23 protein-coding genes and 2 CRISPR repeat arrays are annotated in these 18,545 nt (G+C 68.4%); of the genes, 8 read left to right on the forward strand and 15 right to left on the reverse strand.

The genetic code is table 11. The features are described from left to right. Window positions 1-113 precede the first annotated feature (113 nt). Entirely contained in the window at window positions 114-548 is a 435-nt protein-coding gene (locus OG741_RS13850) for a hypothetical protein (RefSeq protein WP_405597541.1), read from the reverse strand. A 278-nt stretch (window positions 549-826) separates the two neighbouring features. Here OG741_RS13850 and OG741_RS13855 point away from each other — a divergent pair, with 278 nt between their 5' ends. The 5 genes from OG741_RS13855 to cas3 are packed head-to-tail and all read left to right on the forward strand — an operon-like array spanning window position 827 to window position 7,119. Continuing rightward, window positions 827-1,528 (forward strand): CRISPR-associated endoribonuclease Cas6, encoded by a 702-nt coding sequence (locus OG741_RS13855; RefSeq protein WP_405597544.1) that lies wholly within the window; start codon window positions 827-829, stop codon window positions 1,526-1,528. After that, entirely contained in the window at window positions 1,525-2,952 is a 1,428-nt protein-coding gene (locus OG741_RS13860; RefSeq protein WP_405597546.1) for a hypothetical protein, read from the forward strand. The genes OG741_RS13855 and OG741_RS13860 overlap by 4 nt, the downstream gene beginning before the upstream one ends. Beyond that, a complete protein-coding gene (gene cas7i, locus OG741_RS13865; protein WP_405597548.1) occupies window positions 2,949-3,977 on the forward strand; it encodes a type I-B CRISPR-associated protein Cas7/Cst2/DevR in 1,029 nt (342 codons plus the stop codon). The genes OG741_RS13860 and cas7i overlap by 4 nt, the downstream gene beginning before the upstream one ends. After that, window positions 3,974-4,636 carry a CRISPR-associated protein Cas5 gene (cas5, locus tag OG741_RS13870; protein WP_405597550.1) on the forward strand — a complete coding sequence of 221 codons (663 nt, stop codon included), beginning with the start codon at window positions 3,974-3,976 and terminating at the stop codon, window positions 4,634-4,636. The genes cas7i and cas5 overlap by 4 nt, the downstream gene beginning before the upstream one ends. A gap of 23 nt (window positions 4,637-4,659) precedes the next feature. Next, entirely contained in the window at window positions 4,660-7,119 is a 2,460-nt protein-coding gene (gene cas3 / locus OG741_RS13875) for a CRISPR-associated helicase Cas3' (protein ID WP_405597552.1), read from the forward strand. Window positions 7,120-7,130: 11 nt separating this feature from the next. After that, a CRISPR array of direct repeats spans window positions 7,131-7,685; the repeat unit is 25 nt; unit sequence CATCGACCCTGTGAGGGGTCTCAAC. 374 nt (window positions 7,686-8,059) lie between these two features. On the opposite strand, the gene OG741_RS13880 is transcribed toward cas3, so the two are convergent. The 9 genes from OG741_RS13880 to OG741_RS13920 form a co-directional block, all read right to left on the reverse strand. Continuing rightward, window positions 8,060-8,401 (reverse strand): DUF397 domain-containing protein, encoded by a 342-nt coding sequence (locus tag OG741_RS13880; protein ID WP_405597554.1) that lies wholly within the window; start codon window positions 8,399-8,401, stop codon window positions 8,060-8,062. Between the two features lie 172 nt (window positions 8,402-8,573). After that, the gene (locus OG741_RS13885; protein WP_405597557.1) at window positions 8,574-8,729 is read right to left on the reverse strand and encodes a hypothetical protein; all 156 of its coding nucleotides are present in this window, start codon (window positions 8,727-8,729) and stop codon (window positions 8,574-8,576) included. 50 nt (window positions 8,730-8,779) lie between these two features. Continuing rightward, window positions 8,780-8,959 (reverse strand): hypothetical protein, encoded by a 180-nt coding sequence (locus tag OG741_RS13890; RefSeq protein ID WP_405597560.1) that lies wholly within the window; start codon window positions 8,957-8,959, stop codon window positions 8,780-8,782. After that, entirely contained in the window at window positions 8,956-9,153 is a 198-nt protein-coding gene (locus OG741_RS13895; RefSeq protein ID WP_405597563.1) for a hypothetical protein, read from the reverse strand. Before OG741_RS13895 ends, OG741_RS13890 begins: the two co-directional genes overlap by 4 nt. An 87-nt stretch (window positions 9,154-9,240) precedes the next feature. Then, the gene (locus tag OG741_RS13900) at window positions 9,241-10,080 is read right to left on the reverse strand and encodes a helix-turn-helix domain-containing protein (RefSeq protein ID WP_405597565.1); all 840 of its coding nucleotides are present in this window, start codon (window positions 10,078-10,080) and stop codon (window positions 9,241-9,243) included. Then, the gene (locus OG741_RS13905; RefSeq protein WP_405597567.1) at window positions 10,077-10,613 is read right to left on the reverse strand and encodes a DUF6879 family protein; all 537 of its coding nucleotides are present in this window, start codon (window positions 10,611-10,613) and stop codon (window positions 10,077-10,079) included. The genes OG741_RS13900 and OG741_RS13905 overlap by 4 nt, the downstream gene beginning before the upstream one ends. A 2-nt stretch (window positions 10,614-10,615) precedes the next feature. Next, the gene (locus OG741_RS13910; protein ID WP_405597570.1) at window positions 10,616-10,819 is read right to left on the reverse strand and encodes a hypothetical protein; all 204 of its coding nucleotides are present in this window, start codon (window positions 10,817-10,819) and stop codon (window positions 10,616-10,618) included. A gap of 127 nt (window positions 10,820-10,946) precedes the next feature. Then, complete coding sequence (locus tag OG741_RS13915; RefSeq protein ID WP_405597572.1) at window positions 10,947-11,369, reverse strand: hypothetical protein; 423 nt, start codon at window positions 11,367-11,369, stop codon at window positions 10,947-10,949. Between the two features lie 441 nt (window positions 11,370-11,810). After that, window positions 11,811-12,074 (reverse strand): hypothetical protein, encoded by a 264-nt coding sequence (locus OG741_RS13920; RefSeq protein WP_405597575.1) that lies wholly within the window; start codon window positions 12,072-12,074, stop codon window positions 11,811-11,813. A gap of 112 nt (window positions 12,075-12,186) precedes the next feature. Between OG741_RS13920 and OG741_RS13925 the strand changes: the two genes are divergently transcribed. Continuing rightward, the gene (locus OG741_RS13925) at window positions 12,187-12,780 is read left to right on the forward strand and encodes a Tn3 family transposase (protein ID WP_405597577.1); all 594 of its coding nucleotides are present in this window, start codon (window positions 12,187-12,189) and stop codon (window positions 12,778-12,780) included. Window positions 12,781-12,944: 164 nt separating this feature from the next. Beyond that, window positions 12,945-13,574: a CRISPR direct-repeat array (repeat unit 27 nt; unit sequence CTCATCGACCCTGTGAGGGGTCTCAAC). Window positions 13,575-14,046: 472 nt separating this feature from the next. Here the strand turns inward: OG741_RS13925 and OG741_RS13930 are convergent. Together OG741_RS13930 and OG741_RS13935 are read right to left on the reverse strand one after the other, a co-directional pair. Then, on the reverse strand, window positions 14,047-14,388 hold the full coding sequence (locus tag OG741_RS13930; protein WP_405597579.1) for a DUF397 domain-containing protein: 342 nt from the start codon (window positions 14,386-14,388) through the stop codon (window positions 14,047-14,049). A gap of 212 nt (window positions 14,389-14,600) precedes the next feature. Next, a complete protein-coding gene (locus OG741_RS13935; protein WP_405597580.1) occupies window positions 14,601-14,768 on the reverse strand; it encodes a hypothetical protein in 168 nt (55 codons plus the stop codon). Window positions 14,769-15,346: 578 nt separating this feature from the next. Here OG741_RS13935 and OG741_RS13940 point away from each other — a divergent pair. Continuing rightward, window positions 15,347-16,798: a hypothetical protein gene (locus tag OG741_RS13940; protein WP_405597582.1), complete on the forward strand. Its 1,452-nt coding sequence runs from the start codon at window positions 15,347-15,349 to the stop codon at window positions 16,796-16,798. An 11-nt stretch (window positions 16,799-16,809) separates the two neighbouring features. Continuing rightward, entirely contained in the window at window positions 16,810-17,295 is a 486-nt protein-coding gene (locus tag OG741_RS13945; RefSeq protein WP_405597584.1) for a hypothetical protein, read from the forward strand. A gap of 111 nt (window positions 17,296-17,406) precedes the next feature. Here the strand turns inward: OG741_RS13945 and OG741_RS13950 are convergent, their stop codons facing one another. The 3 genes from OG741_RS13950 to OG741_RS13960 form a co-directional block, all read right to left on the reverse strand. Further along, a complete protein-coding gene (locus OG741_RS13950; RefSeq protein ID WP_405597587.1) occupies window positions 17,407-17,658 on the reverse strand; it encodes a hypothetical protein in 252 nt (83 codons plus the stop codon). Between the two features lie 92 nt (window positions 17,659-17,750). Continuing rightward, on the reverse strand, window positions 17,751-18,143 hold the full coding sequence (locus tag OG741_RS13955; RefSeq protein ID WP_405597589.1) for a hypothetical protein: 393 nt from the start codon (window positions 18,141-18,143) through the stop codon (window positions 17,751-17,753). Between the two features lie 75 nt (window positions 18,144-18,218). Beyond that, the gene (locus OG741_RS13960) at window positions 18,219-18,446 is read right to left on the reverse strand and encodes a hypothetical protein (protein ID WP_405597591.1); all 228 of its coding nucleotides are present in this window, start codon (window positions 18,444-18,446) and stop codon (window positions 18,219-18,221) included. Between the last annotated feature and the right edge of the window lie 99 nt (window positions 18,447-18,545).

Here is an 18,545-nt window from a genome sequence, read left to right on the forward strand (position 1 = left end):
CGGCTGGTGGTACCCACCGCACAGCCACTGACGAATCCTCCCGCAGAAGCACCCGCACGGTCGAGCCCCGCCGCTGTCGTCCCTCGCGGCGGGGCTCACGACACATTCGCGAGTCATCCGAGGGGCTTGCCAACCTTCCGCCCCTGCCCCGAAACATTGACGAACGGGCGCATCTGCGCTCTTGAGATCCCGCGTTCTTGACAGATCCTGTCCACTTCCTCTTCCCCGAGGTACCAGCTCACCTCGGCGTACGGATCGAGCCGGTGGGGCAGCGGCTCAACGCCTGGCAGTGGAGCACTGATGGATGACGTCGTCACGTCGTCGGGCAGCAGCAGTCCCCAGTTTGTGATCGACGCGGGCGCTCGGCCGCGATTGGTGGCAGCCACTGCAAGGTAATGCCCGGGGGCAACTGCGCCTGCAATGACGGCAATGACGTAGTGCCGCTTCACCTTGATCACCGGCCCGGTTCTGAGCCAGGACACCACCTGCCAGCCGAGGGATGTGAGGCTGACGACGAGCGCGCAGATTGATAGGACTGTGGCTGTCATAAGCGGAGCGTAGTTCTCTCGCGAGGTATGAGAGCCCGCACGGCAGGTGAAAGGAGGCGTCGGAGCGCGCATCGTCCGGCAGCCGTCAGGTACAAGACAGTTGCCAAGATAGCGAATGAACGCTGGAGGTAGGCGTCTGATCAGGCTTCCGGAGCGATTGTCAGTGGGGCGCTCTAGGCTCTGCACCGTTTGGGAGATCGGTATCTGCTGTCCCGTCCCGATCGATGCTGAGGCTTCGGAGAGTGAGTGGTGTGCGACTGAGGTTAGCTGTCACAACAATGGCCTCTGAGCTGCCCTGGGCGGCTGTTCTGGCACCGGGGCGTGGCCTTGTCTACGACGTACTGGCCCGTACAGCCCCCGAGTTAGGCAGACAACTCCACGAGAAGGGTGCCGGGGTGCACGGCATGGTGCCGTTCGGCCACAGCGCCCCAGTGTTCGCCTCGGCGCCGCGCAAGTCGGGTCGTTACGCGGCTGGCGGACGCGGTGTGGTGGAGTTCGGCAGCCCGATGCCGGAGGTGATGGAAGCGCTGGGCCGGGGCTTCGCCGGGCGAGACGTGCTTGACTGGGGCGGCGTCGCGCTCCGGCTGACCGGTGTCACGGCGCTCACCCCTCCGGACTTCACTTTCGGCCGGGCCATTCTGCGTACGACGACGCCGGTAGTGATGAAGGGCTCCGGACGCGGCGAGGACGGTGTTCGTACCACCCGGCAGGACTGGCTGTTGCCGACCGAGCCGCAGTGGGCCGGATATTTCCAGGGCAACCTTCGCCGTAAGGCCGAGACCCTGGGGCTTGCCCCGGATGTGGAGCTGGAGTCCGTCACCTGGATCGGACCGAAGCGGTCGTTCAGCGTAGGCCAGGGACTGAAGCCCGGCGCCGCTGTGGAGGTGAAACTGGCCGGTCCTCCGGAGACCCTGCAAGCCCTGTGGAGCTGGGGACTCGGCCAGGCGAACGCAGCTGGCTTCGGATGGGTAGCCGCGTGAACGCCGCGCCCGATCTGGGCGCGCAGTCCCGGCTGGTACTCACCGCGCATCCGCTGCAGCGGATCGGGGCGTACGCGATCACCGCGCTGGCCGAGGACAATCGTCCGGAGGATCTGACACCAGAGGGCTTCGACAGAGCGGTTGAGCAGATCACCCAGCACGCCATCCACGCGGCTTTGGTTCGGGACAGCAAGGGTGCTAACGGATTCTGGCTGAAGGCCAGTTACTCCTTCTTCCCCAACGCGCCGATGAACCACCCGGGGAACGGCAAGAAGACCGACGATGCCGTACGGGACGCGATCTGTATCTGGCGCCGCATGCCCGACCCGGCCTCCTGGCCCGAGGCTAGCTGCGTCCTGTGCGGTCGTCAGGCTGTCGGGTTCTTCGGGAAGCTCGATGTCGCGTTGGCGGAGAGTGAGGCGTATCGGAACACCACCCCTCGCGGGCACGCGGGGATGGCCCTGTGCCACCCATGCCGGGCCAGCTTCCACGCGCTTCCGTACGGAAGTCAGTTGACCGGCGGTTCCTCTATCGCTGTGCACAGTTGGGACGAGCGTTTCCTCAAGCGCATCGCAACGCGTCAGGTTGAGCGCAACCTGCCTCTCGCGGAGACCGGCGATCCCGGACGGCGTCAGACCGATGTCCGCGAGGTCGTGGCGCTGACCGCTCTGCGGCACTACGGCGACAGGGTCACTGCCGGGGTGGAGTTGCTGGTCTTCAACAACAACAACCGGGGCCAGGCCCTGGAGCAGTACAGCCTGGAACAGCCCCTGGCCGAGTGGTTGCGGCGCACCTCGCGCGACTCCGATCTGCGGCGCGGATTCACCGACCTGCTGCGTGCCCACGCCACCAAAGCCGACGCCGGTGTGGTGGGCCTGGCCCGCAATGCTTTCCGGGAGCCCGCGCGGATCCTGAGCAGCGGTGTGCGCCGCCTGGACCGGCTGGTGACCGGTATGGCCCCCGACCGCGAGCGGGTGGCCAACCTGGTGGCTCTGCTCGACTCCTTCGTCACCGAGGTGATGCTGATGAACGAGAAAGACCTGTCCGAGATCAGGGCGACCGCCAGCAGGATCGCGAGCCTGCTCAGCGAGGAGACCTCCCGCGGCAAGCTCAACACATTCAAAACCTACCTCAAGGACGTGCCCAGGCTGCGGAGGTGGCTGATCGGCGAGGGGGTGGGGTGGGCTATCCGGCCGCCCGAGGGTTCCAAGGGACCGTTGGTGACCGAGCGGGCCTTCGTCCTGCTCTTCGCTCCCGGATCGGACAACCCGGCCTGGTTTCACCGGGAGCTGCTGCTGGTCGGGGTCCTGGAGGAACTGTCCCGCCTCGGCTGGCCCAAGGACGTCATGGATGACGGGGGCGACGACGAACTCGACGCTCTCGACCGGAAGTTCATCACCGACGAAGCGGAGGACAAGCAGTGAGTTTTCTGGTGGGCAAGATCGTGCTGGATGTGGTCGCAGGTGCTCCCAACAACGGGGAGGGCGACGACAACACCGGCCGGATCAAAAAGCTCAGGGTCGGGCGCGAGGAATACCCGTACGTCTCCGCGCAGGCATTCCGCCGGTGGGTGCGCGACTCGCTGCCGCTCGAGGAGTCTCGCTCGGCGGTCACCCGCATCGGCAAGGGGGCCAAGCAGCAGGCGTACACCGCGGGTCGCCCCGACCGGCACCTGGACGACGACCTCTTTGGCTACATGGTCGCGGTGAAGAAGGAGAACTATCAGCGTGACACCGTGTTGGCCACCGGCACACTGGTCTCTGTGGTTCCGCAACGCCCCACCATGGACTTCGGCACGATGAGCCGGGACTTCCCGGTCGGCGAGCACCCCGTCATCCACTCCCACGAGCTCTACAGCGCCACCCTCGCCGGGGATCTGCTGCTGGACCTGCCGCGCGCCGGGGTCTTCGAGACCGACGGCAACGGCCTGCGGGTGGCCATCAGCCAGACCGTCGCCGAGGAGGCCCAGGCCGCCGGCGCGGAGGCCACCACACTGCGCGGCACCGCAGCTGTCCGGTTGCCGCTCGCGGAGCGCCGCCGCCGGATCGCCACCCTGCTGCAGACCCTGGCCTCTGTACGTGGCGGCGCCAAGCAGGCGCTGCACTACGGGGACCGCACGCCTTCACTGGTCCTGCTCGCTCCCCTCAAGGGCGGCGTCAACCCGTTCACTCGCGTCCTGGGCGCCCGCGACGGGAAGCCGGTCTTTCTCCCCGACGTACTGCGCGAGGAGCTCCATGCCTGGAGTGATGAGTTGGAGGACGGCCCGGTGCTGCTCGGCTGGGCCCCCGGCTTCCTCGGCGAGCAGCGTGAGCAGGTCCGAGGAGAACTCAAGGATCTGATCGACGAGGGCCGTCTGCTCCTGGAACACCCGCGCCTGCTGCTGAACCAGTTGGCCGAACAGATCCAGCAGGGTGACCACGACGCGTGGTTCGAGGACCCCACGGCATGACCGCTACGGACACCACGGCGCTGGAGGTCACCCTCACCGCGCCCGTCGTCTCCTTCCGCAACCCCCTGTACGCCGGGGTGCAGGTCACCCTGCCGTGCCCGCCACCGGCCACCGTCGGCGGCCTGCTCGCCGCCGCGGCCGGCGGATGGCCACGGGTGGATCCGGGGCTGCGCTTCGCCATGGCCTTCCGCGCCGGCAGCAAGGGAGTGGACTACGAGACCTACCACCCTCTGGACGCTTCCGGGAAGAAGGCATCTCCCACCCCGCGCAACCGCGAGTTCCTCACCGACGCCGTACTGACGGTGTGGCTGCTCGACGAGCCCGAAGCCTGGCAGCGCAGGCTACGCCGACCGGTGTGGCCGCTTCGGCTGGGCCGCAGCCAGGACCTGGTCGGCATCCGTATGGAGCGCATCTCGCTCCGTACGACGCCCGGAGCACAGCGTTCCGCGGTCGTGCCAGACGGGGCTGGTACGGCGGGCACGTTGCTGCGGCTGCCCACCGCGATCGCGCTCGGCCGGGACCGTACCCAATGGGACGCCTACCGGTTCGACTCCTCCGGACGCTCCGAACACCCCGTCACCGGCAGTCGGTCGACAACCGACGGGCAAGCCGTAACCCTGCTGCCCACCTCCCATCCCGATACCGGCCTGCGCTTCTGACAGACCTGTCCCAGCCCCGGCCCGTGCCACAGAGACGGATCACCCTCGCGATGACGGACATCCTGTCCACGCTGCGGGCCAAGAGCGCCCAACGGCAGCGCCCAGCGGAACTCCTCACCACCCACCTCGCGTACACCCGCGCCGCCGCAGCCCAGCTGCGGCGGCGTGTGGGTCGGCTGAACGCGGCAGAGGAAATCTTCGACGGCAGCTTCTGGACGGCCGTGGAACTCGCCGGCCTCACCCACGACGGAGGCAAGGTCCCCGAGGGCTTCCAGAAGATGCTCACCGGCCGGATCCGCAGCTGGGGCGAGCGCCACGAAGTCGCCTCACTTGGCTTCCTGCCCTCCCTCATCAACGACCCCGACCTCCTGTCGTGGGTGGCCACCGCGGTCGCCACCCACCACCGCGCGCTCACCGGCCAGACCGGACACGACCTGGAGACCCTCTACGGAAGCGTCACCGCTACAGAACTCGCTGACCGCTTCGGCACGGTCGACCCGCGTGCTGTCGCGGCTCTGGAGGCATGGCTGCGTGAAACCGCCAGGCGGGCGGGGCTGCCGGTGACAGCCTCCCAGGACCATGACGACCTCACCACCGTCCAGTTGGTGACCTCCGCCCACCAAATGCTGGGGGAGGTCCTCGACCGCTGGGCCGACCGCGTGGGCCGCACGGAGGGCCTAGCCGCCGTGCTCCTGCAGGGCGCCGTCACCCTGGCCGACCACCTCTCCTCCGCCCACCAGGCCCTGTCCACTGTCCAGCCGCTGGACGCCACCTTCCGCCTCCTGCTGGAGAAGCAGTTCGCCGACCGCGGCAGGACACTGCGCAAGCACCAACTCCAGGCCGCGGACATCACCGAACACCTTCTGCTGCGCGGGCCGACCGGCAGCGGAAAGACCGAAGCCGCCCTGCTCTGGGCTGCCCGCCAAGTCGCCGCTCTGGCGGCGGCCGACGGCGGGGCGCCGCGCGTCTTCTTCACTCTCCCGTACCTGTCCTCCATCAACGCCATGGCCAAACGGCTGGGCGAGACACTCGGCGACCCCACGGCGGTCGGTGTCGCCCACTCCCGCGCCGCCTCGTACCACCTCGCCGCAGCGATCTCCGCGGAAGACGGGGACGAGGAGCACGAGGACGGCTCCCCGTGCCGTGTCGACGCCGCCACCAAGGCTCTGTCACGCGCCGCGGCCACCAAGCTGTTCCACGAAAGCGTCCGCGTCGGCACCCCTTACCAGCTGCTGCGGGCTGCCCTGGCCGGTCCAGCGCACTCCGGCATCCTGGTCGACGCGGCGAACTCCGTCTTCATCCTGGACGAGCTGCACGCCTACGATGCCCGCCGACTCGGCTACATCCTGGCCAGCGCCCGGCTGTGGGAGCGCCTCGGCGGGCGGATCGCCGTCCTGTCCGCGACCCTGCCGGGTGTCCTGGCCAGCCTGTTCGAGGAGACCCTCACCGGACGGACTGCCCTGCTGGATACCCCCGACCTCGGCTTGCCGACCCGTCATCTCCTGCGCACCCGCAGCCACCACCTCACCGACCCCTCCGCGCTGGAGGAGATCCGCCTGCGACTGGCACAGGACGAGTCCGTCCTGGTCATCGCCAACAACGTCGCCCTTGCCCTGGAGTTGTACGAGGAGCTCGCCCCCGCCGTCCGGGCACGCCACGGCGACGACGCCGCGCTCCTGCTGCACTCGCGGTTCCGCAGAATGGACCGCTCCCGTATCGAGAAGAAGATTGCCCGCCGGTTCGGGACCGTAGCCCCGGATGCCCAGCACACCCGCCTCCCCGGCCTGCTGGTCGCCACCCAGGTCGTAGAGGTCAGCCTCGACGTCGACTTCGACGTCCTGTTCACCAGCGCGGCCCCGCTGGAGGCTCTGCTACAGCGCTTCGGCCGGATCAACCGCATCGGAGCCCGCCCGCCCGCCGACGTGATCGTCCACCACCCCGCCTGGACCGCCCGGCGCCGTCAAAGCGGCGAGTACGCCGACGGCATCTACCCACGCGAACCGGTCGAGAGCGCCTGGCACATCCTCACCCGCCACAAGGGCGGGGCCATCGACGAGTCGGACGCCACCGGCTGGCTGGACGAGGTGTACGCCACGGACTGGGGTGCCCAGTGGCGCAACGAGGTGCTAGAACGCCGCGACAGCTTCGACCGCGCCTTCCTGCAGTTCCGCTACCCCTTCGAGGACCGCACCGCACTGTCCGAGACCTTCGACGAACTCTTCGACGGCACCGAGGCCATCCTCGCTGAAGACCGCGACGACTACGCCGATGCCCTCGCCGAAGCCGGACACGACCACCAGTCCGCCGGCCGGCTCCTCGCCGACGAGTACCTCATCCCCATGCCCCACTGGGCCGGGTCGCTCACCCGCTACGAGGAAAACCTCAAGATCCGCATCGTCGACGGCGACTACGACCCCGACCACGGCCTGCTCGCCGTACGCGGACTGCCCCAGCAGACCTACCGGGCCGGGGAGGTCCTGTGATCGACGGTCCTCTTCGACCCTGTGAGGGGCCTCAACGTGTAGCCCGGGCTCTCTTTGCCCATGCGTGCCGTCCTCTTCGACCCTGTGAGGGGTCTCAACATGATGTTGACGGGGGCGCCGCGTCCGATGGCGACAGTCCTCATCGCCCCTGTGAGGGGTCTCAACGTGCCGCCGGTCGTGTCCGGGTCGTAGCAGATCACCAGTCCTCATCGACCCTGTGAGGGGTCTCAACATGCTTCCGGCAATGGACCCGGCACATCAGGACCTGGTCCTCATCGACCCTGTGAGGGGTCTCAACCTCTCATCGATGGCGGTTTCTATCTCCGCATCGAGAGTCCTCATCGACCCTATGAGGGGTCTCAACATCATGGCTTTGGGGTGGGCGGTCTGTTTCCGGATCAGGTCCTCATCGACCCTGTGAGGGGTCTCAACACGTCCCCGCCTATCTCGTCGACACGGAACACACCCAGTCCCCATCGACCCTGTGAGGGGTCTCAACTCGACGAGCCGGTCAGTGTGGTCCGCGAAATCCGGGCGTCCTCATCGATCCTGTGAGGGGTCTCAACCGGTAGCCGGTCTCGCGGGACTCCCGGACGAAGAACGTCCTTATCGACCCTGTGAGGGGTGCACAGTCATGGCGCGCCACGGCCCCCGAGGCGCGGACACGCGTACGCGCTTCGGGGGCCGTTCGCTGGCCTCGGCCTGCCTCATGACGGGGGACGAGTGGCAGACCGGGGCGGTCAAGGGGGTTAGGCGGTGGCTGGCGCCATACGAACGAGACGGCCCTTCCGGGTGGCCCCTCCGCAGGCCTCGCAGGAGACGATGACCACGCCCTGATAGATCATCGGAACCGTCTGCCGACCCCGGCACTCCCCACACGGGGTACCGCGGAGCGGCTGGATAGACCTGTGTGCCGCATCGACCTGGCCCGCGTCCATGGTCAGACAGCCACGACCGCGGCGGCCTGCTCCATCTCCTCGTCGCTGGCCATGAGGTCGTCGAACTCGCCGTCCTTGGCGCCCTCGATGAACTTCCGGATCTCGGCGCGGCTGAAGTACAGGACCGGACTGTTCGGGTCCTTGTCGTCCGAGAGAGCGACCATGCGGGTGCCGTCCGGGATGCTGTCGTGCGGGTGATCCTTCGCGTCCGGCGCCTCGGCGACGATGACGCAGTCCTTCAGGATCGGGTCAAGGTCGGTCCTGCTCGCCTTGCGCCAGTCCAGCCCGGGGGCATGCGAGTTCTGATACGAGACCGTGCCGCGGCCATTGCTGAGTGTGCCCATGAGTGGTGTCCTCTCTCGTGGAAGTGCTCGGTCCTTGCAATCCGCCCCGGCCGGGATTTCCTGGCCGGAGTTGTCGGCCGGGGCGGGGATCAATGGGGTGTACGTACTCGGCCGCGCGCCTTCTCAGCGGGCTCGTCGCTCTTGCCTTCAGCCGAGGCAGCGCGCGCAGAGATCAGGGGCACGACCACACCTCAACGTCCAGCACATGCACGCCCTGCCGGCCGACGGCCCGCCCGCACGAGACGGCACCGACGGTGAGCTGCTTGCCGCAGACGAAGCAGGCCCGGCCCGCGTACTGCTCCCACGAAAGGTCGCCCGCGTCCGGCACGGGCTGTCTCCGGCAGAGCTTCACAGCGCGGCGCGCCCGCGCTGCGGTGGTCACTTCGGCCCGGAGTTGGACTCACAGGGCCAAGTGCGCCCGGTGTACTCGTGCTCGTGGTCGCTCTGGTGGTCGGGGTCGTCGCGCGTGCAGAACGTCCGCGGCCGCTCCGGGTCGAGCTCTCCGCACCGCGTCATCGACTTGGCCGGGTACCGGGTCACATCCGTCAGCCGCGTCATGCCGCCACCGCCAGCACGGCCAGGCCGCGTTCCTTGCGGCACGGGGCGCAGGCGGACAGAGCGTACGGTGCGGCGCCTGACGGCCGCTCGACGATCTGGATCACCTCGGCCGTCGCGGACTCGCCGCCGTGCAAGTGGCAGAAGCCGGACTGTCCCGCTTCCGAGGCTCCCGAGGGGCGGGTTACTAGGTCCATGCTCTGGACCGTAGGAACGGCCGGCGGTGGCGCGCGCCACGATTGCGCGGGATTGCGCGAGCCGCGTGGGCGGTTGATCGGGGTTGCTCACACGGACTGGAGCTGAACCCGGGCCCGTGCAATCAGCCGGTGCGCTCGCGGCCCGTACGCCGCGGCCTCGTTGAGTCCGTCCCACACCCTGCCGTACAGCTCGACGTCCTCGGCCGAGTCATACGACAGCTCCGTGTTGATGGTCTCGACGATGACCCGCTCCTCATCGAAGATCCAGAAACCATGCTTCGGAGTCAGCGGCAGCGGCGCGCCGAGGGGCACGATGCCCAGCTCCACCGTGCTCATCCCGATCAGCCCAACGAGCCGGTCGAGCTGCCCGGCCATCACCTCACGGGGGCAGATCAGCGCATGCAACGCGCCCTCCCACACCAGCACGCGGAACAACTTGCCCGCCTCGTACAACACCTCCTGACGGCGCATGCGGGCATGCACGGCCTCCTCGGTGTCGCGAGGGGACCGCATCAACTCGGAATTCTTGACGAGCAAGTGCCGCGCGTAGCCCGGCGTCTGGAACAGGCCCGGGATGACGGTGGCCTCGTACCCGCGCATGGTGGCCGTGCGCTGGTACTCGACGACGTACCGGTCCTGCACGGAGCGGTGCCCCGCGGACAGCTGCCGGCGCCATGACCGCTGCTGGGACTCCAGCCCGCGGCGGCGGCTCTCCAGATCGGACGCCTGCGACGAGTCCGTGACGGCCGCCCACGCGGTGAGGTCGGCCGCGGTCGCGGTCTGCTTTCCGGTCTCCAGCCTCGACACCTTCGAGCGCTGCCAGCCGAGCCGCTCGGCCATGTCCTTGCCGCTCAGGCCCGCCTCGGCGCGCAGCTCGCGCAAGCGCGCGCCGAGGGCAACCCTCGCGCTCTGAAAGTCCGTGCTCACACGGACGAACGTACCTGCGCCCACACCTCAGCAGTAGGGACAGCAACGCGCCATGCTGCGTCCCTCACCCGGCACGCCGCGAGGACCTCGGCTTCGTCCTCGACAACCTCAACGCCGATCGTCGTGTCGGTGTCGTCGATGTGCATGCGGACCAGGATCTGGGAGTCGAACAGCCACAGATCAAAGTCCGGCAGCTCCAGCCGCTCAGCCTCGGACCGGGGCAGGACACGGATGTCCTCTCCCGCCTCGACGTTGCCTGCCGCGGTCGCCATGAGGAACCGCTGCCCGTCGGTCGGTGGTTCATCGATGATCCGCACGCGGGAGAACGTTGCGCCCTGCTCGGCCTTCGCGCGCACGTTGAGGTTCCACGGGTGGCCTGGTTCCGGCTGCGGGGTGATGCCGTGCATGAACGCCTGGAAGCGGGCGCCCTGCCGGTCGGAGGCGTAGCCGCGGCGGGTCTCCAGCCGGAACGCGGTGTGCTCGAACTCCGTGAACAGGTGGGTGATCTCCTCGAAGGGGATCAGCGGCGGCACGGTTACTCCTTCGGGGCGAAGCGGGTCAGCAGCTCGCGGGGGATGACGACAAACGTCTCATGCTCACCGACGTCGCGGAGCTGAGCAAGGTGCTCGGGGTCGGTCAGCTGGTCGCCCTGGACGACGATGTCGCCGGTCTCCTCGACCTCGTACAGGGTCGGGCAGTTCCCGTGCTCGGAGGTGGTGCCAATGAACCTGAGCCTCATGGGTGCTCCGTTTTCGCTGGGTGGAGCACCAGGATGGAGCCACCGGCAGTGGTGCGGGTGGCAGTTGCGCAAGATTGCGGGAGCCCGCGGGCGGACCGTGGATTGCGTGCAATGGACTATGAAGTCGTCAGGCGCCGTGATGGGCTGTGAGACAGGCCGTCATGGTTCCCGCCGGCGTCGTGAGCTCCGCGAGGAACGTCTGCCGGGTGTTCGGGTAGTACTCCTGGCAGACAGTCAGCGGCACTCCGCCCGTTTCAAGGTCGGTGCGGTCGACGAACGCATGGCACTGGTAGCCCGGTGCGCCTGCGCCGAGATAGCTGGCCGTGCCCGTGACCCATGCCGTGCCCTCCAGCGACAGGCAGCCTCCGGCCTCTACCAAGTCCGTGTTCTGCACGTAGATGTGCGCGACGGGAGCCGCTCCGCAGATGGTCTCGATGTCCGGGGTGTACATGGGCGACCCGAGGGCGCAGACGTCGGCCTTCGACTCGCAGAGACCCGGGCCGTCGGGCAACTTGTAGGAGACCGGGACGCAGCTTTTCTGGGAGCGCACCGTGGGATCTGATGTCTGAGTCGGAGGCGCAGTTGAGGGGGCGGTCTCCTGCTTAGCCGTCGGGCTGCTGGCGGGCGGCGAGCTCTCGGCGCGTGTGGCGCCGGCAGTGGTGGGGCTGGACCTTGGCAGGTCTGAAGCCTCGTTGTTGCGATTGCCAGGGTGGAACACCAGCGACAGGGAACACACGGCGACCAGGAGCACCCCGCCAGAAGCTGCCGTCATCGTCTTCCATGGGAACCGCCTGCGTTCCCTGATGATCGGGATGTTGTCGAGGGTGTCCCCGTTGTGAAACCGCTCAAGGTCCTCGTCAGGTCTTGGCGGTCGCTGTGGTGGCGTTGCGTTCACAGGTCCCCCCTGCGGTGATGAGGAGGCCAGGCTATGGCCAGAACGCCGTGCGCCCGGCCCCTTCGTGAGAAAGCCGGGCGACGAGGGCGGCAGAGGTCAGAAACGGCCGGGCTGAGGGAAGCGAGAGTGCGCCACGGAGTGCGCCACGGAAGCAGCAGACTGCTCCGCGTCCCGCAGGCGCAGGAGCTGCGGCAGCTGCCGAACCTCCTCCGGGACGCGTACGGGCCTGCACGCCTGCCGGGCATCACCTGAGGTGCCGCTGAGTTGGGCACGCAGCACAGTGACCTCATCGAGGTATCCGGCCGTGGTCAGGTGCTCACGTGCCCAATCGCGGATGGCGTGCCCCTCCGAGTTGTCCACGATCGCCGTGAGGGCACCTCGTTGGTGACCAGGGCACGTGTCGAGGGTGCGCTGATGTCCGCTGGTGTCGGCTCTGCATGTCCGTTCGCGGACGGGCCGTTGAGGTGGTCAAGTGCCGCTGCCCGCAACGCATCGAGGGCCGCAACGAATTCGGGCCGCACCTGGCCCCCGTCCGCGCGGTGACGGGCGAGCTGCGCGCGCAGGGCCAGCCATAGGGGTCGCAGACCTCGGCGGGCAGGAACACCCCGCCGGCCTCGAAGAGCTGGGCCGCGCCGTACGCACGATCTTCGCCTGCGACTACCTGGCCAGCCCCGACCTGCGTCGGGAGATCCACGGCGGCCTCCAGATCGTGGAGAACTGGAACAGCGCCAACACCGCGCTGCACTACGGCAAGGACGGCGCCCTGACCGGCCCGGACAAGGAACACGCCGAGACCTCGATGCTCGCCCTGCACCTGCTCCAGTCTGCGCTCGTCCACGTCAACACCCTGCTGTTGCAACAGGTCCTCGCCGAACCGGCCTGGGCCAAGAAGCTGTCCGACGAGGACCGGCGCGGTTTGACCGCGTTGTTCTGGTCGAACATCAACCCGTACGGCACCTTCCGCCTCGACATGGACAAGCGGCTCGAACTTGCGCCGGCCGTCAGGGTGCCCGGTCCGCGCCATGCGGTCGGTGACGCTGCCAGAACAGGCGATTCCTCATCATGACGACATGCGGCGCCCTGCCCGGAAGAGGTATACCGATGCGGCCGCCGGGACCAGCACGCTGGGGGCGACGAGAGTGAGCAGCCCCGGCTCGAGCGGCCCCGTTGTTGCTGCAGTGAAGGCTATGCCGACAAGCGCTATAGGGACCGGCTTTACCCTGGGGTCCTCTCATCGACCCTGTGAGGGGTCTCAACTCGAGTGGGCGCAGGCCGACCGGGCGGAGCGGGCCGGTCCTCTCATCGACCCTGCGAGGGGTCTCAACGAGTTCATGCGGACGTGGCCGCCCCAGGCGGAGCCGTGTCCTCTCATCGACCCTGTGAGGGGTCTCAACACCATGCGGTCCGCGTACATGCCGTGGGAGTGGTTGTGTCCTCATCGACCCTGTGAGGGGTCTCAACTTGGCGGGGCGGATGATGACGCGCTCAGGCGGCCACATGTCCTCATCGACCCTGTGAGGGGTCTCAACTCATCCCGAGCACATGGCTGCCGCACTCGGGCTCCGGTCCTCATCGACCCTATGAGGGGTCTCAACATGGCCCAGGACGCGAGGATGGGGGCGGTGATGATGGTCCTCATCGACCCTATGAGGGGTCTCAACATCATGGCCTTGGGGTGGGCGGTCTGTTTCCGGATCAGGTCCTCATCGACCCTGTGAGGGGTATCAACGCGACATGGCACCGGATCGCGGTGGCTGACTGGGCGTCCTCATCGACCCTGTGAGGGGTCTCAACCTCGATGTTGAGGCGGAGCGAGCGAAGATTGCCGCCGTCCTCATCGACCCTGCGAGGGGTCTCAACTAGACGTGCGCGAGGGTGATGAGCTGCCGGGCGTCCTGTCCTCATCGACCCTGTGAGGGGGTCTCCACCGTAAGGCGCAGGTTCGGCGCGCCACGGCCCCGAGGCGCGGACACGCGTACGCGCTTCGGGGGCCGTTCGCTGGCCTCGGCCTGCCCCATGACGGGGGACAAGTGGCAGACCGGGGCCAGGCAGCGAGACGCCCGTACTGCTCTGCCAACCGGGCGTCTCGCTTCCGTGCCCGCACGGCCCTATCGGAGTAGCGGGCGGGCACGGGGACGGGGTTAGGCGGTGGCTGGCGCCATACGAACGAGACGGCCCTTCCGGGTGGCCCCTCCGCAGGCCTCGCAGGAGACGATGACCACGCCCTGATAGATCATCGGAACCGTCTGCCGACCCCGGCACTCCCCACACGGGGTACCGCGGAGCGGCTGGATAGACCTGTGTGCCGCATCGACCTGGCCCGCGTCCATGGTCAGACAGCCACGACCGCGGCGGCCTGCTCCATCTCCTCGTCGCTGGCCATGAGGGCGTCGAACTCTCCGTCCCGGATGCCCTCGGCGAACTTCCGGATCTCGGCGCGGCTGAAGTACAGGACGGGCGAGTTGGGGTCCTTGTCGTCCGAGAGGGCGACCATGCGGGTGCCGTCCGGGATGCTGTCGTGCGGGTGATCCTTCGCGTCCGGCGCCTCGGCGAGGATGACGCAGTCCTTCAAGATCGGGTCCAGGTCGGTTCGGCTGGACTTGCGCCAGTCCAGGCCGGGGGCGTGGACGTTCTCGAACGACTTCGTGCCGTGTCCATTGCTGATGGTGCCCATGCGTGGTGTCCTCTCGTGGATGTGTTCTGCCTTGCAGTCCGCCCCGGCCGGGTCTCCTGGCCGGATGCATCGGCCGGGGCGGGGATCAATGGGGCTGCGGCCCTGACCTGCGGCCGCCTGGGTGGGGAGTTGCGTGACCGCTCACGGCCAGACAAGAAGGTGAACAAAGAACGCGCAGGCCGTGACGTACATGAGCACGGCAAGCCACTGCCTCATAACGACCGCACCTCGCGCTGTGCGGCCTTGTATGCCTGCCAGACCGTTTCGGCCGTGCTGCACCGGTTCCCCGTGGCACGGCACTCGTCGCACTTCGAGGCGTGCTCGATCCATTGGCGATAGGTGCCCTGCATCGCGGTCTCGACCGCGCTGATGGCGCTCATGAGGGGGCTCGACACGCCACCGAGATGGCTCTTCCACGGGGCTGCTGTCACAGCAGCCCTCCGGTTGATCGAGCGTTCGCCTGCGTCACGCCGAACGTCAGCCGCTCGCTGGGCGTGGCCGGGCGAAGGCCTTCCGCGTCCGCCTCCCACTCGCACCCACCCCCCGCCGGGCGGAGGAGCCAGCGACTCCCGACGTGGTCCATCACCTGACCCACCCGCCGGGTGCTCGTGTCCCAGACCAGATCATCGATGGCGGGCTCGCACCTGTCCGTTCGGGCGGTACCTTGTCGCATGTCGACTCCTTCGCAGTCGGCCACGCCCCCGGACCGTCGCGAGCGGTCGCGAGGGTCTGGCGTTGTCTCGGCTTCCACCGAGCGTGAGGCGACGTCCACCCGGCACACCCTCAACGTCATCACGGCCTGGCCCCTCGTCGTCGCCCTCGGATTCGTTGTTCCAGTAGCGTCGACCGAGGCGCTCAACTCCGGGATAACCGGCGGGGGTTACCGAGGCGGTAATACACTCGTTAACGCTCCAGTCAGGCGCACCCGTGTGCATAAGATCGCTCCGGAAGTCGGCCCATGGACGCCACCACCCCCGGCCCCCTTGCCGCCGAAGTCCTCGACAGGGACGACATCCGACGGGCGCTGGCTGAGCACGACTTCGCCGCCGTCTTCACCCTGGTCAAGAAGTGGGGCGGGCTCTCCCAGAACCGCATCGCGGTGTCCTGCGAGCTCACCCCTGGCAAGGTCAGCACAATCATCAGTGGCAGCCAGCGCGTCACCTCCTTCGACGTGGTGTGCCGGATCGCCGACGGACTCCGCATCCCCGGGAACTTGCTCGGCCTCGCGCCCCGGCCCTGGGAGACCCAGAAGCAGACAGAGCAGCACCCGCCAGAGCCGCCGGGTGAACGGCCAGCAGACGAGGTTCCGTGGCGGCCCGACGCCACCGTGGACCTGGCCTCACACCTGACGAGGAGCGATCTCGTGATGGACCGACGCGCTGTTACGCGCGCCCTGGCTGGAGCGGCGGTGACCGGTGCCGCGCTCCTCGACTCCCTTGAGGGATGGCTCCTGCCGGCTACCCCTGCTACCGGGCCGCGGCGTCGAGGGCGCCTGGGACTGCGGGAGATAGACGAGCTGGAAACGACCGCGCGCGCGTTCCGCCAGTGGGACCACCGGTACGGCGGAGGCCTGCGCCGAAAGGCCGTGCTCGGGCAGCTCAACGAAGTCGCCGGTGCCCTCGATGAGCACCAGGCCCCGGACGTCGAAACACGCCTGTACCGGATCATGGCGCAGCTCGCCGGGATCGCCGCCACAATGGCATGGGACTCGGGTTTGCAGCGGCGCGCGCAGGAGTACTACCGGCTTGCGCTGCGAGCCGCGCACGCCGGAGGCGATGCCGTGTTCGGCGCCAATGTCCTTGCGGGGATGGCCCGACAGATGCTCTACCGCGACCGGCCCGACGATGCGTTGCAGCTGATCAACCTCGCCCAGGAGGGAGCTCGCGACGTCATCGGTCCGCGCGTGCGGGCCATGCTCCACACCCGCGAGGCATGGGCGTACGCAGCACAGGGGCGTACCGCGGGGTTCCAGAGAGCAACCGCGTGGGCAGCGGAGGCGCTGGCTCATGCTGACGATGGCGGGGAAGAGCCGTACTGGATCGCCTATTTCGACGAGGCCGAACTCGCCGGGGTCACCGGAGGCCGGTTCCTCGATCTGGCCAGGAAGGACCCGCGCAAGCACGCTGACCGCGCCGCCGCCGAGATCCGCAGCGCACTTTTAGCCCGCGGCCCCGAGGCCGGCCGCTCGCACGCCCTCGACCGCATCGGCCTGGCCGAATGCCATTTCCTCGTCGGGGACGTCGCGGGCGCCGTAGAGGAGACTCACCGAGCGGTCGACGCCGCGCGGCTCACGCAGTCCGGCCGGGTACGCACGCAACTCAGCGAGCTCTACCCGTACACCGTGGGTCACGGCGCGTCGCGGTCCGTTCGGGAGGCGCGCGATAGTATCCGCGACCTGCTGTCGAGCTGAGGAGGTGCCGCATGGCGACGCTAGCCGTGACCGGGCACATGGACCTGACCGAGGGAAGCGTGCCGCTCGTCCGGGCAGCGCTGCGCGAACTGCTCCAGGCGCACAGAGAGGGCCTCGTGGGGGTGTCGTGCATCGCGGCTGGCAGCGACTCCCTCTTCGCTGAGGCGGTCGTCGAGGCCGGTGGCCGGCTGGTGGTGGTGATTCCGTCCGAGGACTATCGGGCAGCGAAGGTGAAGCCTGACCACGCGGTCGTGTTCGATCGCCTCGTCGCGTCCGCTGCCGAGGTTCTCGTCATTCCTCATGCGACCGCGAATCGCGAGGCATACGAGACGGCGAACAAGATGCTGTTGGAACGGGCGGATCGTCTGGTCGCGGTGTGGAACGGTGAGCCGCCGTCAGGCAAGGGCGGGGGTACCGCGGACGTGGTGATCGAGGCCCGTGAGGCTGGTATCCCTGTGGATGTGGTGTGGCCAGCCGGGGCAGCACGCCGCGCCTGACCCCGGACGCACGAACGCGTCCCTTCCCGGGCGGGGAGGGACGCCGGTCACATGGTGATGCAGCAGCGCCCGCGTCCTCGGGGCGAGGAGCCGGGCGCGGGCGTACGGCCGTCAGGACTTTGGCGGGTTGCCCTCGCGCCCCCACCGTGTCGCCCAGTACAGGTCACGGATGGGGATGTACGTCGCGTACGCCTGGTGTGCCTCACTCTGCGCGTCGCGCTCCACCTTGGTGAGGACCGGCGGTTCTCCGGCGCCGAGTGGCTTGGGGTCACCCATGATCTGCTGGAGTTCCGCGTGCGCCTTGCTGACACGGTTCAGAGCGGCTTTGTACTGCGCTTCGAGTGCTTCGAATGACTGACTCATGGCGAGACGATAGACGCGTCTGGCTGGCGGTGTGCGCGAGATGGCTCAACGCCCGGCCCCTCGCGTGAGGATGCCTGGCCCCGGGCGGCAGTTCATGCCGCGTCGTCACCGTGCGGTCCGCTCTGCGGCCGACGCTCGTCGAGCTGCACCAGGAGTGCCGCAGCGCGTGTGCTGCCTTGCCGTACGCCCTTGCGCAGGGTGGCACGCAACTTGTCCTCCTCGGCCTTCAGCGCGCGCTGATGGCGTACGGAGTTGCCCTCAGCCTGCGCGGCCTCCTTGGCGAGACGGTTGAGGGTGTCGGTCGCCTCGGTGACGATCGCGGTCATGCGAGGGATGAGCGCGGGGTCGTGGCGTACGCCTTCGCGGTGGAGGCGGGCCACGGCTCGGCGGAACTGGTCGCCGGCGGCGTTGAGTTCGGTTCGGCCCGGATAGCCGCCGCGGCGCTTGACGGGCTGTACGGCGGGGGTGGGGGTGGTGTCTGTCATGAGGGTCTCCGTGTGGTGTCGCGCGTGAGCAGGCGAATGTGCGCGGGGGGTCTGTAACCGGATGAGCGCGGTGGGTCAGGTCTGTCCGGCTGCGGCCCGGACGGTGTCGGGGATGCTGCTGATGGCGCCGGTGAGAACGGGGCATCCGTCGTCGTGGTGAATGATCAGGTGGGGGTTTCCGTGCCGGTCGTGTCGCACTTCGGTCTCGCTGTCGCAGTGGCCGCACTGGTAGTTGGAGAGGAGAGCGGCGATGAGAAGGGCGGGGCCGCCGACGATGTCGGAGCGCTCCGGGCCGTTGCTCATGGGGTCTCTCTTTCTGGTGGGGTGCACGGTTCCCCTCCTGTAAGGGGGGTGGGGAACGTGCACCTAAGGCGTGTGCGGGTGCGTGCACCCGTGCGTACG

The sequence above is a fragment of the Streptomyces sp. NBC_01410 genome (assembly GCF_045040195.1).
GTDB lineage: Bacteria > Actinomycetota > Actinomycetes > Streptomycetales > Streptomycetaceae > Streptomyces.

Coding starts and splice junctions, on each gene's coding strand:
- OG741_RS13960 (WP_405597591.1), bottom strand. CDS start 18,446: ATGAGCAACGGCCCGGAGCGCTCCGACATCGTCGGCGGCCCCGCCCTT.
- OG741_RS13880 (WP_405597554.1), bottom strand. CDS start 8,401: ATGGGCACACTCAGCAATGGCCGCGGCACGGTCTCGTATCAGAACTCG.
- OG741_RS13855 (WP_405597544.1), top strand. CDS start 827: ATGGCCTCTGAGCTGCCCTGGGCGGCTGTTCTGGCACCGGGGCGTGGC.
- OG741_RS13935 (WP_405597580.1), bottom strand. CDS start 14,768: ATGAGCGCCATCAGCGCGGTCGAGACCGCGATGCAGGGCACCTATCGC.
- OG741_RS13955 (WP_405597589.1), bottom strand. CDS start 18,143: ATGACAGACACCACCCCCACCCCCGCCGTACAGCCCGTCAAGCGCCGC.
- OG741_RS13890 (WP_405597560.1), bottom strand. CDS start 8,959: ATGACGCGGCTGACGGATGTGACCCGGTACCCGGCCAAGTCGATGACG.
- OG741_RS13930 (WP_405597579.1), bottom strand. CDS start 14,388: ATGGGCACCATCAGCAATGGACACGGCACGAAGTCGTTCGAGAACGTC.
- OG741_RS13895 (WP_405597563.1), bottom strand. CDS start 9,153: ATGGACCTAGTAACCCGCCCCTCGGGAGCCTCGGAAGCGGGACAGTCC.
- OG741_RS13945 (WP_405597584.1), top strand. CDS start 16,810: ATGGCGACGCTAGCCGTGACCGGGCACATGGACCTGACCGAGGGAAGC.
- OG741_RS13950 (WP_405597587.1), bottom strand. CDS start 17,658: ATGAGTCAGTCATTCGAAGCACTCGAAGCGCAGTACAAAGCCGCTCTG.
- OG741_RS13940 (WP_405597582.1), top strand. CDS start 15,347: ATGGACGCCACCACCCCCGGCCCCCTTGCCGCCGAAGTCCTCGACAGG.
- OG741_RS13850 (WP_405597541.1), bottom strand. CDS start 548: ATGACAGCCACAGTCCTATCAATCTGCGCGCTCGTCGTCAGCCTCACA.
- OG741_RS13910 (WP_405597570.1), bottom strand. CDS start 10,819: ATGAGGCTCAGGTTCATTGGCACCACCTCCGAGCACGGGAACTGCCCG.
- cas5 (WP_405597550.1), top strand. CDS start 3,974: ATGACCGCTACGGACACCACGGCGCTGGAGGTCACCCTCACCGCGCCC.